This window comes from Paenibacillus mangrovi, from assembly GCF_022898935.1.
Classification (GTDB): Bacteria; Bacillota; Bacilli; order Paenibacillales; family Paenibacillaceae; genus Paenibacillus_AQ; species Paenibacillus_AQ mangrovi.
Map to the genome: position 1 here is coordinate 421384 of NZ_JALIRP010000001.1, position 20552 is coordinate 441935.

General features: G+C 42.7%; 15 protein-coding genes. 14 read left to right on the forward strand and 1 reads right to left on the reverse strand.

Features of this window, described 5'->3' with window-relative positions:
• The first annotated feature begins 4 nt into the window (after positions 1 to 4).
• From MUG84_RS01810 to tdh, 14 genes are all read left to right on the forward strand, one after another.
• Positions 5 to 2176: a bi-domain-containing oxidoreductase gene (locus MUG84_RS01810; RefSeq protein WP_244718629.1), complete on the forward strand. Its 2172-nt coding sequence runs from the start codon at positions 5 to 7 to the stop codon at positions 2174 to 2176.
• Positions 2173 to 3522: a phenylacetate--CoA ligase family protein gene (locus MUG84_RS01815; protein ID WP_244718632.1), complete on the forward strand. Its 1350-nt coding sequence runs from the start codon at positions 2173 to 2175 to the stop codon at positions 3520 to 3522. The genes MUG84_RS01810 and MUG84_RS01815 overlap by 4 nt, the downstream gene beginning before the upstream one ends.
• Positions 3523 to 3530: 8 nt before the next feature.
• Positions 3531 to 4634 (forward strand): glycosyltransferase family 4 protein, encoded by a 1104-nt coding sequence (locus MUG84_RS01820; protein WP_280521159.1) that lies wholly within the window; start codon positions 3531 to 3533, stop codon positions 4632 to 4634.
• Complete coding sequence (locus tag MUG84_RS01825) at positions 4621 to 6102, forward strand: lipopolysaccharide biosynthesis protein (protein WP_244718657.1); 1482 nt, start codon at positions 4621 to 4623, stop codon at positions 6100 to 6102. Before MUG84_RS01820 ends, MUG84_RS01825 begins: the two co-directional genes overlap by 14 nt.
• A 5-nt stretch (positions 6103 to 6107) precedes the next feature.
• Positions 6108 to 7226 (forward strand): GNAT family N-acetyltransferase, encoded by a 1119-nt coding sequence (locus MUG84_RS01830; protein WP_244718661.1) that lies wholly within the window; start codon positions 6108 to 6110, stop codon positions 7224 to 7226.
• A gap of 25 nt (positions 7227 to 7251) precedes the next feature.
• Positions 7252 to 8343, forward strand: coding sequence for a GNAT family N-acetyltransferase (locus MUG84_RS01835; protein WP_244718664.1), 1092 nt, complete (start codon positions 7252 to 7254; stop codon positions 8341 to 8343).
• Between the two features lie 31 nt (positions 8344 to 8374).
• Positions 8375 to 9583 (forward strand): polysaccharide deacetylase family protein, encoded by a 1209-nt coding sequence (locus MUG84_RS01840; protein WP_244718668.1) that lies wholly within the window; start codon positions 8375 to 8377, stop codon positions 9581 to 9583.
• The gene (locus tag MUG84_RS01845) at positions 9584 to 10819 is read left to right on the forward strand and encodes a glycosyltransferase (protein WP_244718671.1); all 1236 of its coding nucleotides are present in this window, start codon (positions 9584 to 9586) and stop codon (positions 10817 to 10819) included. It begins immediately after the preceding gene.
• Between the two features lie 40 nt (positions 10820 to 10859).
• Positions 10860 to 12059 carry a hypothetical protein gene (locus MUG84_RS01850; RefSeq protein WP_244718674.1) on the forward strand — a complete coding sequence of 400 codons (1200 nt, stop codon included), beginning with the start codon at positions 10860 to 10862 and terminating at the stop codon, positions 12057 to 12059.
• 11 nt (positions 12060 to 12070) lie between these two features.
• The gene (locus MUG84_RS01855) at positions 12071 to 13216 is read left to right on the forward strand and encodes an acyltransferase family protein (RefSeq protein ID WP_244718677.1); all 1146 of its coding nucleotides are present in this window, start codon (positions 12071 to 12073) and stop codon (positions 13214 to 13216) included.
• A 17-nt stretch (positions 13217 to 13233) separates the two neighbouring features.
• On the forward strand, positions 13234 to 14628 hold the full coding sequence (locus MUG84_RS01860; protein ID WP_244718681.1) for a glycosyltransferase: 1395 nt from the start codon (positions 13234 to 13236) through the stop codon (positions 14626 to 14628).
• Positions 14625 to 15863 (forward strand): beta 1-4 rhamnosyltransferase Cps2T, encoded by a 1239-nt coding sequence (gene cps2T / locus MUG84_RS01865; protein WP_244718683.1) that lies wholly within the window; start codon positions 14625 to 14627, stop codon positions 15861 to 15863. The genes MUG84_RS01860 and cps2T overlap by 4 nt, the downstream gene beginning before the upstream one ends.
• A gap of 178 nt (positions 15864 to 16041) precedes the next feature.
• Positions 16042 to 18234: a right-handed parallel beta-helix repeat-containing protein gene (locus MUG84_RS01870; protein WP_244718686.1), complete on the forward strand. Its 2193-nt coding sequence runs from the start codon at positions 16042 to 16044 to the stop codon at positions 18232 to 18234.
• A 106-nt stretch (positions 18235 to 18340) separates the two neighbouring features.
• Positions 18341 to 19438: an L-threonine 3-dehydrogenase gene (gene tdh, locus MUG84_RS01875; RefSeq protein ID WP_244718689.1), complete on the forward strand. Its 1098-nt coding sequence runs from the start codon at positions 18341 to 18343 to the stop codon at positions 19436 to 19438.
• Positions 19439 to 19510: 72 nt separating this feature from the next.
• On the opposite strand, the gene MUG84_RS01880 is transcribed toward tdh, so the two are convergent.
• Positions 19511 to 20515 carry an ABC transporter ATP-binding protein gene (locus tag MUG84_RS01880; protein WP_244720884.1) on the reverse strand — a complete coding sequence of 335 codons (1005 nt, stop codon included), beginning with the start codon at positions 20513 to 20515 and terminating at the stop codon, positions 19511 to 19513.
• Between the last annotated feature and the right edge of the window lie 37 nt (positions 20516 to 20552).

Sequence of the window (20552 nt, forward strand, 5' to 3'; positions counted from 1 at the left end):
AGTCATGAATCAAGTCATTATTAGACAAGGAACTGCTGTCGTTGAACAAATTCCGGCACCTGAGATTCAAAAGGGAACCGTACTTGTACAGGTTGATCATTCATGCATTTCCATCGGAACCGAAATCAGTGGTCTACGAACAAGCGGTGTTCCACTGTGGAAGCGGGCGGTTCAGCAGCCGGACAAAGTTAGGAAGCTGATGAGAATTGTCGCTACACAGGGCTTGTCTCACACGCGAAATATGCTCAAAGTGAAAACGAGCGCGGGACAGCCTTCGGGTTATTCTGCAGCGGGAACGGTCATCGAAGTAGGGGAGGGCATCACAGACCTGAAAGCAGGGGAACGTGTAGCCTGCGCGGGAGCGCAGTTTGCCCATCACGCAGACATCATCCGGGTTCCCCGGAATTTGGTCACACCAGTGCCTGAAGGCTTGGGCTTGGCGGAAGCCAGCACGGTAACGCTCGGAGCGATTGCCATGCAAGGTCTCCGCCGCGCTGCTCCCACGCTCGGGGAGACATTTGTGGTGATCGGACTCGGCATCCTAGGGCAGTTGACCGTGCAGCTGCTGAAGGCAAATGGCTGCCGGGTTATTGGTACCGACTTGGATGACAGCAGGATCACCATGGCGAAGGAGATGGGGATGGATCTGGCCATACAGCCAAGGGAGGATAATGGTGTTGAAGCCGCTCTCCGGCTCACGGACGGCGTGGGTGCAGACGGTGTTATTATTACGGCAGCGACCAAGTCGAGTGTGATCCTGTCCGATGCGTTCCGGATGACAAGGAAGAAAGGCCGCGTCGTGGTCGTCGGAGATGTGGGGCTTGAGATCAACCGCGCTGACATCTATGAAAAAGAGCTCGACTTTTATATCTCTACCTCCTATGGACCTGGAAGATACGACCGGAATTATGAAGAGAAGGGGCAGGATTATCCACTTGGATATGTGCGCTGGACGGAAAACCGGAATATGAGGGAGTACTTGAAGCTGACTGCGGAAGGGAAAATTCAGCTTGGACCGATGATTTCACGAGTATTTCCGATTGAAGAAGCACCTGAAGCGTATGAATATATTCAGCATGCTGCGGCAAAGCCGATGATGGTTCTGCTATCTTATCCGAAAAAGGCCGAAACCTCCGGATCCGCACATCGGGTTACCGTTAATCTCCGGCCGCAGCATTTCCAGAGAAGTGGACAAAAGATACGTATCGGATTGATTGGAGCCGGTGAATTCGCCAAAAATATGCATCTCCCGAATATCAAAGCTTTATCCGGAACCTATGAACTGCAGGCGGTCATGAGCCAAACTGGCTACAATGCCGCCGAGACGGCCAAACAGTTTGGGGCCGTATATGCGGCGACAAGCTATCCGCTGCTTCTGCAGGACCCCGAAATCGATGCGGTTCTGATTGCCACCCGGCATGATACACACGCTCCGATTATTCTGGATGCACTGCGGGCCGGCAAGCATGTATATGTCGAGAAGCCGCTGGCTCTTACCCGTGATCAGCTCGAGGATATTCAGCAGTTCTATGAGGAGATTCCGGAAGGGAATGCCTCCCCGGTATTGATTACCGGCTTCAACCGGAGATTTTCACCCTACGCGGTGAAGATCAAGGAGCTCGTTGAGCAGCGTACTAATCCTATGATTTTGAATTACCGCATGAATGCCGGTTATCTTCCGCTGGATCACTGGACCCAGACTGAAGAAGGGGGAGGACGCAATCTCGGGGAATGCTGCCATATTTATGATTTATTCACCTATCTGACAGGCAGCAGGGTGCAGCGGATTCGCGTCTCCCATCTCCAACCGGCAACGAAGTTTTATTCGCATACGGATAACTTTGTGGCAACGATGGAGTTTGCTGACGGTTCCGTTGCTTCGGTAACCTATACTGCTCTGGGCTCGAAAGATTATCCCAAGGAACAGATGGATATTTATGTGGATGGAAAAAATATTTTTCTGGATGACTACCGTAAATTATCCATCGCAGGCAGTAAAGCGAAAGGTATGGAAACGAAAATTAGCAGCAAAGGACAGCGGGAGACGCTCGAACGGTTTGCCGAAGCGGTTCAGGGACACAACGATTGGCCGATTCCGTTATGGCAGCAGGTTCAGGCGACGGAGATTGCCCTCGAAGTTGAACGATCATTATCTAAAGGAATGATGAACCTATGAGTTTCACCAAAGTGGCTGCCAAACAGATTTTATCGTATTTCCCGTTCCGCTACGTCAATGTCGGCAGAGAATTTCATCAGTGGCTGAACAAGTTCGAGCAGATGAAGAATATGAGCTACGAACAAATTAGTCAGGCCCAGCTTCAATCCATGAAAGATATCGTCTCGCTGGCTTATGATCAAACTTTATTTTACAAACAGCTGTATGACAAACACGGCTTCCACCCGCGCATGCTAAAGGACTTCAGCGATGTGGAGCGTATTCCGGTAATCCATAAAGAGGATGTTAGGATGCACGGAAGGGAGATGGTGGTCTCCAAATATTCACCGGATAAACTGAAACAAATAGGGACCAGCGGAACGACGGGTACAGCACTCACCTTATATACGAACCGAACTGTGGAACAGCGGGAGTGGGCTGCAATCTGCTTCCAATGGGCTAATGTTGGATATAAGCCGGGAGACGGGCGAGTGGAATTCCGCGGAGCGCTGCCGAGCGGCAAATTGTACATACTGGACAGGTACTCCAGAGTTTTAAAAATAAATACGACAGCCATCACGGAACATAATATCAGGGAGATCATGGATGCTATTTTGGCGTCCGGATATGAATACCTGTATGGCTTTCCATCCGGCCTTGCGCTGTTCACCAAATTCCTGGTGGATCAACAGCTGACGACGTTATATCAGCCCAATGCCATTTTGCTCGCTTGCGAGATGGTTCATGATTATCAGGTGCATCTGATCAGCAGCGTATTTTCCAAGTCGAAATTGTTTGCTCACTACGGCCAGACGGAAAAAGTGGCTTTAGGCGGATGGATTGATGAGTCCCGCGCATATTATTTTCTGCCTTTATACAGCTACGTGGAGCAAAACCAAAAGACCAGTGCGATCATTGGAACCTCCTTTCTAAACGATGTGATGCCACTGATCCGTTATGAATTAACTGATGCTGCATCGCCTTTTAATCAGGAACCGTTGCAAGGTATGGAATATTTGTTTCCGGTGATTCGTTCCATTGATGGCCGCATGGGTGAAATCATGTACAAGCCGAATGGAGATATGCTTCCTTCACCACTGGTCGCTATTGCGTTAAGAGGAACCAAGACCTTCAGCGCTTGTAAGCTGATCCAGCACCGTTATGATCTGATTGAGATTGTAGTTGAATCCAGCCTGCCGGATGAGGTTGTGCAGGAAGAAATCAAATTGGTGGTGGAAAAGCTGACAAACTTGTTTACCATCGAGATGAATTTCAAGGTTTCGATCGTGCCTCATATCACCAGAACTGAAACTGGTAAGTTTAAGAATGTGGAGGTCAGGGTCGGAAAGGATCCGGTTATTGTATGAAAATAATTATGATAGGTCCGGTTCCTCCTCCAATCGGGGGTATCTCGGTTCATATTCAGAGGCTCTCTGCTGTGCTGAGAGAACATCATATGGATTGCACCATATACAATGAATCAAACCGAGCGGACGCACAGCAGCATATTATTGCCATTGGCAGCTATAAAAAATTGTTATTCAAGATTCCCTTTATTCGCGGGGATCTTTTTCATTTTCACACGATTGATCCACGGTTGCGAATGCTTCTGGGATTCTATAAACTGCTGGGCAAAAAGATCATGCTGACCATTCACGGCGAAAGTTTGTCACAGCAGCTTCAGCAAGCGGGTCCTATGAAGAGGAAGCTGCTCTTGGCAAGCTTGAAGCGGATCGATCATATCGTATCTGTCAGTGAAAGGACGACGAAAATGCTGCTTGATCTCGGCTTCAATTCTGATCAGGTAAGCACTATTCCAGCGTATATTCATCCGGTAGAACGAATGGAAGATGAAAGGGCGCTTCCTGCGGAGGTCCATCAGTTTATGGATCATCCGGACTTTGTCATCAGTGCTAACGGTTTTGTCCGGTTGTTTCAAAATTATGATCTGTACGGCATCGATCTCCTGATTGAACTTGTGAAGGATCTAACAGAAAACCTTATTCCTGTGCGCATGCTGTTTGCGCTTCTTGGTGCTGCAGATCAAAGTGCTGACGAGCGGAGATATTATGAGGCTATGAAGCAGAGGATTATGGACTACGGCCTCGCTGAACGCTTTTATTTTTATGAAGCAGCCAACACCGAGCTTTACCCGATCTTGAAAAAAAGCCGATTGTTTATCCGCCCAACCTGTATGGATGGCTATGGGGTGTCGATTGCAGAGTCGCTTCATTACAAGGTACCGGCGGTTGCAAGTAATGTATGCAGAAGACCGGAAGGTACGATTCTGTTTCAATCCCGCGATCTGACGGATCTAAAGGGAGTTGTGCGGCAAGTAATACATGATTACGAGAACTGCAAGCAATCCGTATCGGATGCGATAACGGAAGATTATGCAGCCGATCTGATTGCGGTGTATCGCCGGATTTCAGATCCCAAGCCTTTGAAAGGCAAAGTGATGTCCCGTGCAAACCGATAATCAAAAGATGCTGTCAAGCGGCGCGATTTACCTGTGCTTCTCTGTCTTGACACAACTTGTCAATCTGCTGCTTATTCCCTTGTACACAAGGAATTTATCTCAGGAACAATTTGGACAATACGATCTTATCATCAGCGTTCAGATGCTGCTTGCGTTGATTATCACAATGGGCGTACATTCCGGAATGATCCGATTTTTTAATGAGTTTACCGATAAGCAGGAGCTCCGGAATACAGCACTGACGTTTGCTTTCTTGTGGGGTGTATTATGCATTGGGGGAGCTTGGGCTGTCAGCCCCTGGATCTCGCCGCTGTTGTTCGACCACAGCACGAATACGAATCTGTTTATTCCTTATGTAGTTATGATCTCGGTGTTTTCATGCTTTAATGTGATCTACTCCAGCTTCTATACCATGCAGTTTAAAGCTATGAAATCCAGCAGCATTCAGTTCTCAATTATTGTATCTACTCTTGTTCTTGCTCTGTACTTTTTTATCCATTTGCAAATGGGTGTCATCGGCATATTGAGAGCCCAGCTCCTTGCAAATGTACTTGTGTTCACGACGCTGTTACTTATGAATCTCAGAACATATCGTTTTATCCTGAAGCGGGAACCGCTCCGCAAAATGCTGAGTTATGGCACTGGCCTGCTGCTTGGGGATATATCCGCTTGGGTTCTAAGTTTAAGTGATCGTTTTCTGATCAAAGGATATCTGAATTTGTCCTCCGTCGCGGTCTATTCCATCGGATATAAAATCGGCATGCTGATCAGTCCGGTTTTCATATCACCCTTTATGTCTGTATTTACCGCTTTTAAGTTCAAGGCTTATAAGGATGAGGACGGACCAGAAAAGATTCGAAAAATGTTTAAGCTCTACAATTTTTTCGGCTGGTTATGTGTTCTGGGATTATCCCTGTTTGCAGATGTGGCGGTTCGACTGGTGGCAACGGAGGAATACAGCACTGCCGGGTACTTAATACCGATGATTTCTTTTTCCTATTTCCTGTCAGGAAGCGTGGCATTTTACTCGCTTGGTTTGCATATCGCGAATCAAATGCGGACCAATTATCTGATTTCTCTGCTTGCTGCCATCATTAACGTTGTATGCAATATTGTTCTGATCCCATGGCTTGGAATTTATGGATCGGCCTTGGCGACTGTGATCTCATATGCAGTGACGAATATCGTTTTCTATCACTATGGTTCCAAATATTATCCGCTAAATTTGAGTGTTTTCTTTCCATATAAATATTTGATCCTGTATCTGCCGGTTTATGCTCTGCATGCTGCATTGCTACCGATATTCCATACGCTGCTGCTTGAAATTTTGTTGAATATTCTTCTGGTTTTTATTTTTATTGCATGCAGCCTGCTCTTTAGATTTATTTCCAGTCACGAATTGCTCGGTAATCTACTGCCTGCTATCAGCCGCAAATTCAAAAAGATAAGCTTGAAGGGAGTTCAATAAGGTTCATGGAAACCAAAATAATTACCGATGAGGACGAGTTTCTCGCCCTTCGGGAGGATTGGGAAAGACTGATGGAACAAGATCAGGACGCCACATACTACAGTACATTTGAGTTTAACTATTACTGGTGGCAGACGTTCGGAAATGATAAAAACAAGAAGCTGTTTATTCTTTGCCATTATCGCGACAATGTCTTGGTAGCAATTGCACCGCTGATGATCCGCTGTATTGACAAAAAAATAGTCAAAAGCAATGTGCTCTGCTTTCTCGGGAAGGGCGATTACTTCAACTTCATTATTGATTCGAGCAAGTTTAAGGCCTCCTCGATCATTCGGGAAATATTCAACACGATTGAGGAGAATTCCGCCAAGTGGGACAAAATCGAATTGACCCATCTTCAGATGGATACCCAACTGCTGCGGTATTTGATGAGAAATGATCACTATAGCAAGTATACGGAGTATTTGACCTCCTGCTCGCGGATTAACAGTGACGATTACACCTCCTATGCCCAGTTTGAACAGGAGATGGTTAACACTAAACTGAGACGAAAACGCGTTAAGCTGCAAAACGAAACAGGTTACAGGTTCAGGGTTGTAAGCGGCAGTCAAAGCGAAGACATTTACGAAAAAATAGCCTATATTCATCAATTAGAGAAGCAGTATTTGCAAGAGGTGAAGGGGAGAACAGACAGAGGGAGTCTATTTGAAGATTCAAATAATGAACAATTTTTAAAGCGCTTATTTAAAGGAAATGACCGGGTCATGTTCTTCTACCTGGAGTCGGATGACGGCGAGATTATTATGTATAAGTGCTGCTATCTGTATCAGAATGTGTTGTATGGCTGGAATACTGGATACTCTCCGAAATATTCGCATTTTCATGGCATATCTGATGTACTTTTGATGGAGATGATCGAACATGTATTCAAAAGCAGCAACATTAAACAGATCGATTTTGGCGCAGGCTCGTATTCCTGGAAATTTAGATGGACGAATCAGTTTTCGGTTAGTTATTCATTGATGATGTGGAACGAGTCTAGCCAGCAATTTAAACTGTTGCAGTTCTTGAATCAATCCAGAGAAATTCTCCGGGCAATCAAGGAATTGAAAAAAGCACTGTAAAATGCCGATGTCATGGAGTGAGGAAATGAAAGCATCCGTTATTCGAAATATGGAAGAACTTCATCAGTGGGAACGACCGTGGAAGGAATTAATTCAACATATGGAGAACGCAGAAGTTTATGATACATGGGACTGGCTAGAGTCTTATTTGAACCATATGTTCAATAAGGATCATCAGCTGTTTATTGTCGTCGTTACTAACCAGGATCAGTGTATTGCTATTGTACCGTTATGCATTGCAAAACAAAAAATGAAATGGTTTACAGTCAAGTCTCTGCAGTTCATTGTTTCTGGAACGGGTGAATCAGGGAGCTTTTTCTTACATAAAGAGTATAACTATTCCAGGCTTGTACAGGAGATTTCCGATTTATTGCGACTACATCAAAAGGAATGGGACTGGATTAATCTATATAATATTCATTCCCTTCATCCGGCTACCGGATTGATTCAGCAAGCCTTCGGTGAATGGTCTGAAGTATACGCAAGGCCGAGGTCCTACTCACCTTATATTAATCTTGAACTATATAACCAACATAAACTGGCAGGCAGCAGAATTAAAGCTATAGAGCGTAAAGAACGCAAACTGAGAAGAGAGCATGAGGCAGAGTTAAAAATCCATGTCCAATGTGATGACCGCATCTGGAACAGATTTACAGAGCTGCATAAGCTGAGATGGGAGCACAGCCTTTTTGGGGATCAGGGAACAGAGTCCTTTTATAAGGATATCATTCCAAAATTCCACCGGGTGGATCAAACCCATTTTTCATACCTTGAGATTGATGGCAGCATGGCCTCGGCCTGTATGACCTTTATTTGCAACGACAAGTTATATTTGTATTTGGCGGCATTCTCGAAACAATATGCTGAGTACGGTGCGGGTCTTATTCTAGTCAACCGAATGATGGAGTATTACACACAGCAAGGAATTAAGGAAATAGACTTCATGTCCGGCACACAGGATTATAAGTTTATCTGGTCAGATACCGTTCGGCTTCATTATCATATTCGCTTGGTCAGTAGAGACCGTGGTAATAAACTGCGAAGAGCATATACACTGCTGCAAATGAACAAGGATAATATTAAATCTTTGTTTTCGAAAAAGAGCAGCACCGGGTAAATGAACAGATATGAATTAAGGAGAATTACGGATGCTAATAGAACGGTGTAAATGGTACAACAACGCGGATTCACCTGTTCTGTTCATGATTGACGATCTGGCAAACACCTGGGTCGATACCAATCATAACGGAACCTTGGACTTAGGCGAGGATTGGGGCTTCTTCAGAGATGGAGACCGATCCTCGTTTCGTTTTTTGCAGGAAAAGATTCTGGGACCCTATCCCGAGGTGAAGGTCACCTTCTTCGTACCTGTTGGAGAACGAGTGGGTATGATCCAAAATCCGGTTTGTAGGATGACCGCGAAGCCGATCAATGCGGATGAGGAGAGTAAAGCTTTTTTTCGCTCAGTTCATCAGCATCCAAACTATGAGCTTGCTTATCACGGAACAACACATGGAATTGTAGGCGCGGAAGCTAAGGATTTTGTTCAGGAATGGGCATCTTTTAGCAGTCTGGATGAAGCGCTGATCCGTATCAGTGAAGGAGCTGCGATCTATGAGGATGCGGTTGGAACAAGGCCGCTGGGCGGAAAATACTGCGGTTACACCAGCAACGAGTTTTCGGATGCAAGTATTGACGAGGCAGGATTCGAATGGTGGTGCAGATACTGGAACCGCGGACGAGCAGATGGTTCAGAGCATCCGTCCTGCGGACAGGATTCCGATCCTATCACCAATTATGATGTGAAGCGTTTCGGAAGCACAGGTGTAATTGATATTCCTTCAACAGTGAATGGGGGGCTCCTCAATGGTATAAACCGAGTGGACTTATCCATAAAAGGAATCACGAAGCGTGTTCTAAAGAAACTGCTTATTCGCTGGAAGTTACGTGAATTGGACTATTTGCTTGATCATCGATTAGTGATTAGTATTCAGGAGCATATTGCTCCGTCACGTGATGATGGTAAGAGACAGAGTCCTAACATATTTGATGATTGCGATAGCTTGAATGGTATGTTCGATTATTTGAAAGATAAGAACGTGTGGTACTGCACAGGGTCGGAGTTAGCTGAGTATGTTAATTTGCGTGAACATGTATCCATTGTGTATGTCCATGACAATATGTTTACTTTAGAACACGAAGCAAAGTTTGAAGATCAGGTTATTTCATTGAAGTTCAATGAACTAAAGCGTTTCACAATTTCGCTCCCGAATCAGGTATATATCGATGTAAGTGATGGCGTCGTGAACCTGCCTGTAATGAGGGGGGAGTATTCGATCATAAAAGGTGGAGTTTAAATGAAGACAGTCCTCGTCATTTCGGATTACATCGAGGGCCAACCTGTGGTAGCGTCCGTAAGATATGCCGGCTTAATGAAATATTTCCAAGAGAAATATACCTTAGTGACGATCAATGATATGAAGTATGGCTCATCATCTAGTTACTTCTCCCAAATTAACTATAAATTCACTACACCGGATAGCATTTTTACGCAGTCCATGGATGAAAATACTCGGGCTACAAAAACATTCCTACGGAGATATAGTGAGCAGCTTCTCCGACATAAATGGATGATCTCAGCGTGGCGGAACTATAAGTATAGTAAATATAAATTTATGAAAATGAACCATACGTTATTCACTCAACTTGATGATTTATTAGATGAAAGAGAACTAGCAGCCGTATTTGTAACGGTACCAGATGTTTATGGGCTGTACATTTTAGAATACCTTAAGAATAAAACTCCAACCCTCCCGGCTATTATTGAAATCCGCGATATTATAAATCACGATATTGGCGAGGGAAATCCCAGATTTACTTTTAAACGGTCGGAACATAGAATTACGAAACTTGCGGATGGCATTATCGCAGTCTCTCAAGGCATTCAACAATATTATCAAGAACAGAATCAAGATCTTGACATTCAGCTTATAAAAAACGGGTATGATGAGCAGTACTTCTTGGACTGTTCCTATAAATCCCTTACACCTGAGTTAGAGCATTTGACGTTAGTTCATTTGGGCTCGATTTATAAGGGAAGAAATATTAAAGCATTTATTGAAGGGTTGTTATTGTTTAATGAACGAACGGGTATCCCTATTACATTGCATATTGTTGGCTTACTCGACCAACAGGCTTTTGATGATATTAGTGACGTAGAACTCTTAGGATCCGGTGTTAAAGTTGAGATTATAGGCAGCGTAGAGCATGAAAAGGCATTAGCACTGTTAAAAGCTGCGGATATTGCCGTTATTTTAACGCATACCAAAGGCAGTGACTATGCCATTCCGGGTAAAACCTTCGAATATATTGGAGCTTGTAAACCGATTATTGCCGTTACACAAGATCGTGAGCTGGTAGACCTTGTCCATGGTAAATATGGCGAATGTGCAAGACATGATAAAGAAGACATAGCTGATGGGTTAATGAGTTTGCTTCGGCGTAAATATGATTACACAAATCGAAGTAGTTATTCAAGAAGATCACAAGCTGAACAAGTCATGAACTTTATTGATCGTAAGATTGGCAAGTAAGGCGTGACGAAGATAATCAAAAATTGAGGGATACCCAAATATGGAAATAATCATTGCATTGACATATGTATTCCATCAGGCAATTTCACCCAATTTGGATCTGTTTTATTTTCTAAGTATCGCATTAATTGGAAAAGATATTTTACAACGTAAGACAATAACATTAAAAGCGATGGGATATGTATATTTAATCATTCTATACGCACTGCTCCAATTAATTCTCAATGATTCCATCGAAATACAGAGACTTATCATTAACATCGCTAAAATATTTGTAAATGTATTTTTGTTCTTGCAAGTAAGGGAGATATTCTTACCTCAATTGTCTTTAAAAAAAATTCTGGATACGGTATCCGTCAGTTATTTCGTATTGTTGCTGGTGGGCTTAGTCTACAAGACGGATCTGCTCTGGAGATTAGATGACCAAGTGAATATTTATCAAACACTAAGATTCTCATTATTGTATTTTGAACCGAGTGAGGCTTCATTCCACGTTTGTATTGTCATCATCCTGTTAATGTATTATGTGCTACGAGAGAAAGATATCAAGAGAAATTGTTTAAATTTATTGCTTGTCATATCGAATGCAATCATAGTTATACTAACAGCGGGGATGGGGGGGATTCTTGGCGTTACATTGGCACTTGTTGTTATGTATCTATGCTATTTAAGGGAGAAAATCAGTGTAGAAAGAGTACTCATGTTTATTGCGTTATTCATTACATGTTCGTTCGCCATTTTTATATTTATTACAAGCAGCAACGGTTTTTATCTAAGAATCAATGATATTGCTGCAGGTCGTGATGGTTCAGTATTGTACAGATTCAATACGAGTTTTGAAGTTATGAAGCAAATGCTCTTGAACACGAACTTTCTGGGGATTGGGTTTGGCAACTTAAATACAAGTGCCATTCAAGGTGGATATGCCGGGTATGGTTTAGTGGAGGTTATTTCTAATTCTTTTATGTATGTAATTGCCGAGGGTGGCATTGCTATGATCATACTTTTAATTGTGTTTCATATTGAAATGATTCGTCGAATTCGAATAGATGAGCGAATTTTAAAATATTCATTATTAATTTTCATATTTAGTTATCAAATCGCAGGCGGTTATTTTACGAATCCTATCAACTGGATTGTCTATGGTCTAATTGCTAACACCGTTTTCATGAGAAAAGATCTTTTACAATGCAATTTTCAAGTTTATCGATCAACAATAGAGCTTAAGAATAATATGTAGGAGGATTAACATTGAATGCCAAACTTGAAAAAGCGAATGTTTTTGATTTTTTGAGACTATTTGCGGCATTTTCTGTGCTTATTCAGCACTCAGTTGGTCATTTGGGTGTTAATTTTCTTTGGCTGCAACCAGGGGGTTCCATATGGTTCTACGATGGTGTACCTCTATTTTTTGTATTGAGTGGTATGTTAGTCTATTACTCTTATGAACGCCACGTTAAAGACAGTAAACCTTTAAAGTTTTATGTTACAAATCGTTTTTTGAGAGTTGCTCCAGCCATTTATACGTATGCCATCATAACGACGATCGTACTTCTGATTATTGGAGTTATATCATTGAAAACACTGATTACAGTAAAATTTTTAGCTTGGTTTTCCGGGAATTTTTTACTAACACCAATAGCATATCCCAACATTTTTAAATCCTTTGGAACGGGTGTAGTCAATGGAAGCTTGTGGACAATACCGCAGGAGTTTTCATTTTATTTGTTTGTCCCGATTATTTTCATGATTGAACGCAAGTTTGGATTTAAAAAAATGTTTATATTTCTAATTGCTATCTCAATCCTTGGGATTGTACTGCTTCAAGCATTGAACACAACATTAGGTGAATCCAATATGATAACTTTCCTGTATATTCACAGCTTTCTTCCTTATATGATTTATTTTTCAATGGGTATATTTTGGTTAAAGTGTTGGAGTAAAGTGAAGTCTAATGGGTTCATGGCGTTATTATCTATACTAGTATACTTTGGCATTCGTAATTTAACTGTATTAGATCATGTATTAGGGCCATATTTAAAATTGTTATGGATCATTCCCCTAAGCTATTCTGTTATTTGGTTTGGTTACAACGGGCCTTCCATCTTACATAAAATGGTGAAAAAGACTGGTGATTTGAGTTTCGGGGTTTATATTTGGCATATGGTTATCATTAATCTATTTATGTACTATAACGTTACAAAAACTCTTGCTGGGTGGCCATCTACTTTAATCCATGTGCTTGTAATTATATCTACATTTGTTCTAGCAGCATTATCCTGGAGGTTTATTGAACGGCCAGTATTAAAATTTAAACCTTATACATCGCGCGCAGGAATGGAGGATGAATCGAAGAGAACAGAAAACCTTATTGTTGCGAATGAATACATTAATTGATATCGGGAGTTATATGCATGAGAATATTACATGTTACATTAGGATTGCCGCCCTTACGTACAGGAGGGTTAACGAAATATAGTGTTGATTTAATGTTGACACAACAGCAATTGTTACATGAAGTTATTGTGTTGTACCCAGGACATTATACGCTAACAGGAAGTTTAAGGGTAAAGAAGAATGATTCATATCAAGGGATTCAAGTATATGAGATTATTAATCCATTACCAGTCCCCTTATTAGGTGGGGTTAAAAAACCAAGGGAATATATGAAACAAATTAATGGGCAGCAGTATACTACCTTTCTACAGCAATTGAATCCGGATATTATACACGTCCATACCTTAATGGGATTGCACAAAGAGTTTCTCGAAGCTGCTAAAGCACTAGGTATTCGAATGGTGTTTACTTCACATGATTATTTTGGCATTTGCCCTAAAGTAAATTTATTAGATTCATCTGGGACTGTATGCGAAAGCTACAAGGATGGGATAGAATGTGTTTCTTGTAATCAGGGAGGATACAGTAGTACGATGATTCGTCTTATGCAATCACGGGCGTATAGATATTTTAAAGAAAGTCGTGCAGTAACGTTGCTGCGTAAAAGAGTAAAGCACCGTTTTCGAGCAGAGAATCGAAAGAGATCATCTGATGCTAGCAATAACATCAAGAAAGATCCTGTCATGGGACTATCTTATGTAGAACTCCGGAAATATTATATGGAGATGCTTCAGTTCATGAACGGTATTCATTTCAATAGTTCTGTTGCCCAACAAGAATATCATCGTTATGGACAGTGGAATGGCAAAGTCATATCGATTACCCATAGAGATATACAAGATCGCCGCTCCATTCGCACGGTCCAGTCAGCAGATAAGCCTTTACGGTTCACCTATCTAGGTCCGGTGGATGCGTATAAAGGCTTTTTTCTATTGCATCAAAGTTTACAGCAGCTGAGGAAGCATAGTTATATGAATTGGTGTCTTCAGGTATACGGTGATATGAGTCATGCTAGTGAACTTTTCAATACAGAAAAGTATACGTTCCATGGAAAGTATTGTTATGATGATCTTTCTCATATTTTTGAAAATACAGATATTCTGGTGATACCGAGTATATGCAAAGAAACATTTGGTTTTACTGGATTGGAGGCATTGTCGTACGGTGTACCGGTACTTATTGCCGATACGGTAGGATTTAAAGATATGATCCGGAACGGCGTTACAGGATTTATTGTCAAACCAGAAGTTAAGGAGCTCGCAGATCAACTTCGTAACATTATTGAGAATCGAGACATTTTAAATGTAATGAACCAGAACATCAATGAAATGGATATTCAGTTCTCGATGGAACGGCATGTAGAACAGTTAATGGATTGGTATTCTCACTTGGAAGCTGAGGTAATCGTATGACGAAGCATATATTTATTGTTGGATCGAAAGGTATTCCTGCGAAGTATGGCGGATTTGAAACGTTCGTAGATCAATTGACAGAACGTAAGAAAAACAATGAAATTCAGTATCATGTAGCCTGTCTATCGGACCGTAAGAGCGAATATATTCATAACGGAGCTCGTTGTTTTGAAGTGAAAGTACCACGAATAGGGAGTGCTAGAGCTGTTCTATACGATGTGCTGAGTTTGCGGGAATGTATTCGCTATATAAAGAAAAATAAATTATATAACAGTACGGTTTACATTTTGGCCTGTCGAATAGGGCCTTTTTTTTATGTCTTTAAAAGGAAATTATCCAAAATGGGTGTTCAAGTACTCGTCAATCCTGATGGCCATGAATGGAAACGAGGAAAATGGAATGCATTGATTAAGCGGTATTGGAAGCTATCGGAAAGACTTATGGTGAAGCATGCTGATCTATTAGTATGTGATTCAAAAGGAATTGAACAATATATCCAGCAAGACTACGCATCTTACAAGCCGAACACGATCTTTATTGCTTATGGAGCAGATATTACAAAATCGACTTTGGAAGATTGCGATGAAAAGTTAATAAACTGGATTGAACGGTTTCAAGTATGGCCGAATGAATATTACTTAATCATTGGCCGATTTGTTCCAGAGAATAATTATGAGCTCATGATCACGGAGTTTATGAAGTCGAGTTCGAATAAGGATTTAATTATAATTACAGGAGTAGAGACGAACCCATTTTATCAAGAATTGCTCGAAAAAACGAATTTTACTCAGGATAAGCGTATCAAATTCGTAGGAACGGTTTATGATCAACAACTGCTTAAGAAAATTCGAGAACTTGCCTACGGATATTTACACGGTCATGAGGTAGGCGGAACGAATCCATCACTACTTGAAGCATTGGCTTCCACTAAGTTGAATTTACTATATGACGTCGTTTTTAACAGAGAAGTTGGTGAAGATGGAGCAGTTTATTTTACCAAAGAACAGGGTTCACTTGCCAAACTAATTGATACCGCAGATCAATATTCCCATACGATGATCTCACAATTGGAACAAGCGGCTAAACATAGAATTACAATGGCATATGCTTGGGAGAGTATTGTGGACAAATATGAGCGAATCTTCATAGATGAGGAGTTATCGGAATTTGAAAGGGAACAACATAGGAATTGGAAACAGAGCCGGACTGTATCGATGAATGAACATCATGTGTAGTTGCTAGTTGAAACCTGCCTCTTCGTGATCACGCCGTATCGTCTATTACAATGAATTCAGAATTTGGAGGAATCTTTTGATAAATTTGACTACAGCAAAAGAGATTCGCTCTGAATATGATACATTGCAATTAGAAATAGATAGGTGTGAAAGATAGAATTGGGGAGGTTCATAACACATGATAGATTTCAAACAAAAGCTCAAAAAAGTAATGAAGTCCATCCTTCCTCCAAAAAATAATTCGTTGGCTACGGGTGAAGAAGGAGATTTGGTTAAAGCTTTTATATCAGCAGCTTCGGATCTGCCTGTTAATTCTGTTACTACAGCTAATATTGTAGATGGCGCTGTAACGGGCCCCAAGCTTGCAAGTAGTTCAGTTTCTGCAGATAAATTAAATTTGCCTTGGCTAAGTGTGACGGATACAACACACTTCGCAAATTCACTTGCGAGCTTGAAAGCGAATGGCGGCGGAATTCTTGTATTGCCAAGTGGTACTTATGCAGTGAATGCAGATACGACAGTAGATGCTAGCATCACGTTACATTTTATGAATGGAGCGAAACTGAATATTGCAAGCGGGAAGAAATTGATTCTTAACGGTAATATTGAAGCAGGACTTGTACAAATTTTTACTGGTAATGGTGTGATCACAGGCCGCCCCCAAATAAAGGAACTCTATCCACAGTGGTTTGGGGCTATTGCAGATGGTAAGAACGATGACACCCAGGGAATCCAGACAGCTATTAATACAGCTTCTTCAATAGGAGGGACTGTGGTATTTCCGCCTGGGTTATATAATGCCAGCTCATTGAATGTGAAATCGAATGTCAGGATTGTCGGAGAGAAAGGGGCGGTTCTTCAGTCCACATCGGCAACTAGTCCGGATACGATATTTAATGCAATGGGTGTTTCTAATTTTGAAATCGCAGAGTTGGAAGGGAAAATTAGTTTTATCTTGAATGGGTGTTCTGATTTTGTTATTCGAAGCCTATATGTGCGTGGAAATACTGCGAACTGGTACTTGTATCAAGCATCAGATGGGATGATACTAAACAATCAAATTGAGAATACGCTCAATACGACGGAGCGAATTATTTATTTGAATGATTGTACCACCATGCTTGTGGATGGTAATCGAATCCAAAATACGACTTTATTTAATAATGTAGGTCCTAACAATAACACGGGGATTAATGTTTCTTCTTCAAAATACTGCAAGGTGAGCAACAATCATGTTGAAAACTGTGGCGGTCAAGGAATTTGTTTTGATACCAATATAGGAATATCAGACATTAATGAAAGACAATGTTTTAGTAACATTGCGATAGCGAATATTGTAATCGGGAACGGACAGGAAGGTATTACAGCATTCTCCTCCAATCAATTCGAGACCTATGATATAACAATCGCTAACAATATCTGTATTAACAATAGATATGATGGAATCGAAATATGGGGTGTTAGACAATGTATTGTAGAAGGAAATAGTATTAGTGCTCCATTGATGAAGGAATATAGTTTTGGAGCTATTAATATCTATGGGTCGAAGGATATAATTGTTAATGGCAATTCTATTGAGAATGTTCCCAACTCTGGGATTGCAACAGCTTATGGCTATAATTATCCTGAACCTACTTGTTCAAATATTATGATAACGAATAATCGTATTCAGAACTGGAATTACCAAGACTTAAACCCTACTGTAAATCATGATCAAAATTGTGGCATTAACTTATTCGGTGGGGATTACACCGTTGTACGAGGTAATATATTTATGGATACAAAATCGGGAAGAAAGTATGGAATAAAGGCAATATCGGTCGTACAAGGCCATCATTATATACAAGGAAATGTGAATCCGGGCAATCTGCCTATTGATGACCATGTTGAGGCTGATATGATATGGGTAGGCAGACAAATAGCAGATCGCATTCCGATGCTGCGGATGTCTCAACTACAAGGTGATATCAACAATGGTTCAATGTCTGGCGTTGATCCGGGATCTGTGTGGTATAACGCCAATAAATTTGCGCTTTTCTTCAAAGGCTACGAAAAGGCCATGCTCACCCCGATGATCATTGATGAGAACAGTACCTCCGGATTTCCATCTGCGGATTATGCGCCGGGTTATATGCAGTATCAGCTTCAGACAGGACGACTCTTTTTCCGGGGCAAAACGGGCAGCTCCAACGGAAAATATACCGAAGTAGTGATGAAAGATAAATTTATCAACTTGAAAAGAAGCACAGAAGTTACCAAAACACCGGTGGAAGGCGACACGTATTACGACCCGACGAAGAAAAAACCGGTCTATTTTGACGGAACGAATTGGAGAGACTACGCGGGTAATATCGTCAACGTGAATCCGTAAATATGCAGACTAGAATTGAATCAGAGAGCTTTTTTATCTGCTCTAGCTGATGTCAGTTCTTTTTTTTGTTCTTGAAAATATCAAACCTATGAGAAGGTGGCATACCATGCAAAAAACCATGACCGGACTCATTAAAGAGCACCGCGCTCCCGGCGCGGTGCTTAAAGAGGTTCCTGTTCCGACAATCGGTCCGGATGAAGTGCTCGTTAAGGTTAAAGCAAGCTCCATCTGCGGTACGGATGTACATATATACAACTGGGATGAATGGGCCGAAAAGTCGGTCGTGACCGGAAACGTATTCGGTCATGAATTTGCCGGAATCGTCATGGAGATCGGCGAACAGGTCGAAAACGTCCGGATCGGTGATCATGTGTCCGCCGAAGGGCATATGGTTTGTGGACAATGCAAAGCATGCCGCACCGGAAACGCACATGTCTGCCTTCATACCCGCAGCTTCGGTATTAACGCACCGGGCTGTTTTGCGGAGTATGCAGTCGTGAAGGCCGGCAGCATTATTCAAAATGATCCGGCTATGCCATATGAACTGGCTTGTCTGCAGGATCCTTTGGGCAATGCCGTACATACGGTTCTCTCCGGTGACATCGTTGGCAAATCCGTACTAATCGTAGGAGCAGGCTTGATCGGACTGATGGCTATATCCGTAGCAAAAGCCTGCGGAGCCGGACTCGTCATGGCGGCGGATATTCATCCTTACCGTCTAAACATGGCGCATCAGATGGGAGCGGACATCGTCATCGATAGCTCCAAGACTAGTCTGCCGCAGGTGGTCCGTGATGTTACAGGTGGCGGAGGTGCTGAGGTCGTGCTGGAAATGTCGGGTCATCCGGACGGTATCCGGAACGGTTTTGAGGCGGCGGCCTGCGCAGCCCGCGTTTCTCTATTAGGCATACCGACTCGCGATGTGGCGATGGATCTGGGCCAAATCATCTTCAAGGGCATCCGGGTGGAGGGAATTACCGGCCGCCGGATGTACGAAACCTGGTACCAGATGAAGGGGCTCCTGCGAAATGGAAACTTAGGATTGGACAAACTGGTGACTCATACTTGCTCGCTGGACCGCTTTGAAGAAGCTTTTGACCTGATGAAAAGCGGTGCCTGCGGTAAAATTGTTTTCTTAAATGAGCTCACGGGCCACTTCGAGGCTGTACAGGATCCGTCAACCCCGATGTTGCTGCATGTATAAGAAACAAAACTAAAAAAGCAGGGAGCCTGCCGTAAAGACATCATTGTCTATGGCATGGTCCCTGACAACTCCTCAATATACCCGGTGAATCACGTCCTCGAAATCAGGTTCCTCCATATGAATATCCGCAACCTCGCCCCAGCCGCTGACCATCCGCAGGATGTCCATGGCTTTGACCTGCTGCCTGTTGGCTTCAATATGTACCTCATGGCTTCCGGCGTCAACGATCTGAAAAGTGCGCTCCGCATCCAAGCCGAGTTCAACCGGAAGGCACTGATCTTGAGGCGCCGGCAGTTGATAGGTTCCGTGAAACGTAACCCGGATGAGCGTAGGCAGTCCAATTTTATCCCGCAGATTTTCGATGGTTCCTTCGTAGCTGAGCTGCCCGTGATTGATCACCATGACCCGTTCGCACAGCTGCTCGATGTCATCCATATCATGGGTGGTGAGCAGGATCGTTTTTCCGAACTCGCTGTTCAGCTTTTTTAGAAATCCACGGATACTGCGCTTTGCTGTCACATCCAGGCCTATCGTGGGCTCATCGAGAAAAAGGACATCTGGATCATGCAGCATGGAGGCGGCGATGTCTGCCCGCATACGTTGTCCGAGGGATAGCTTGCGAACAGGCGTAAGCCAAAATTCTTTCAAATCCAGCAGTTCCCCCATCTCCCCTTGACGCTTCTCCTTTTCGTCAGGAGCCACCTTATACATATGAGCCAAAATATCATACGAATCCTTGACAGGCAGATCCCACCACAACTGGCTGCGCTGGCCGAATACGACTCCGAGCCGCTTGGCGACTTGACGCCTGTGTTTATGCGGATTGATTCCGTTAATTTTCACTTCGCCCGAGGAAGGATGAAGAATTCCGGTCAGCATTTTAATGGTGGTGGATTTGCCGGCTCCGTTCGGACCGATATACCCGACGAAATCTCCTTTTTGAATGGAAAAGCTGATGTCTTTTACCGCTTCCTTCATCCGGTATTCCCTAGTGAATAGGGTCCGAATGCCGGCGAAGCGGCCTTCCTTGACCACCGGCGTCCGGAACTGTTTGTGCAGTCCGCTAACCTCGATCATTGGCAGTGTATTTTTCATAAGTTGATATCCCCTTTCC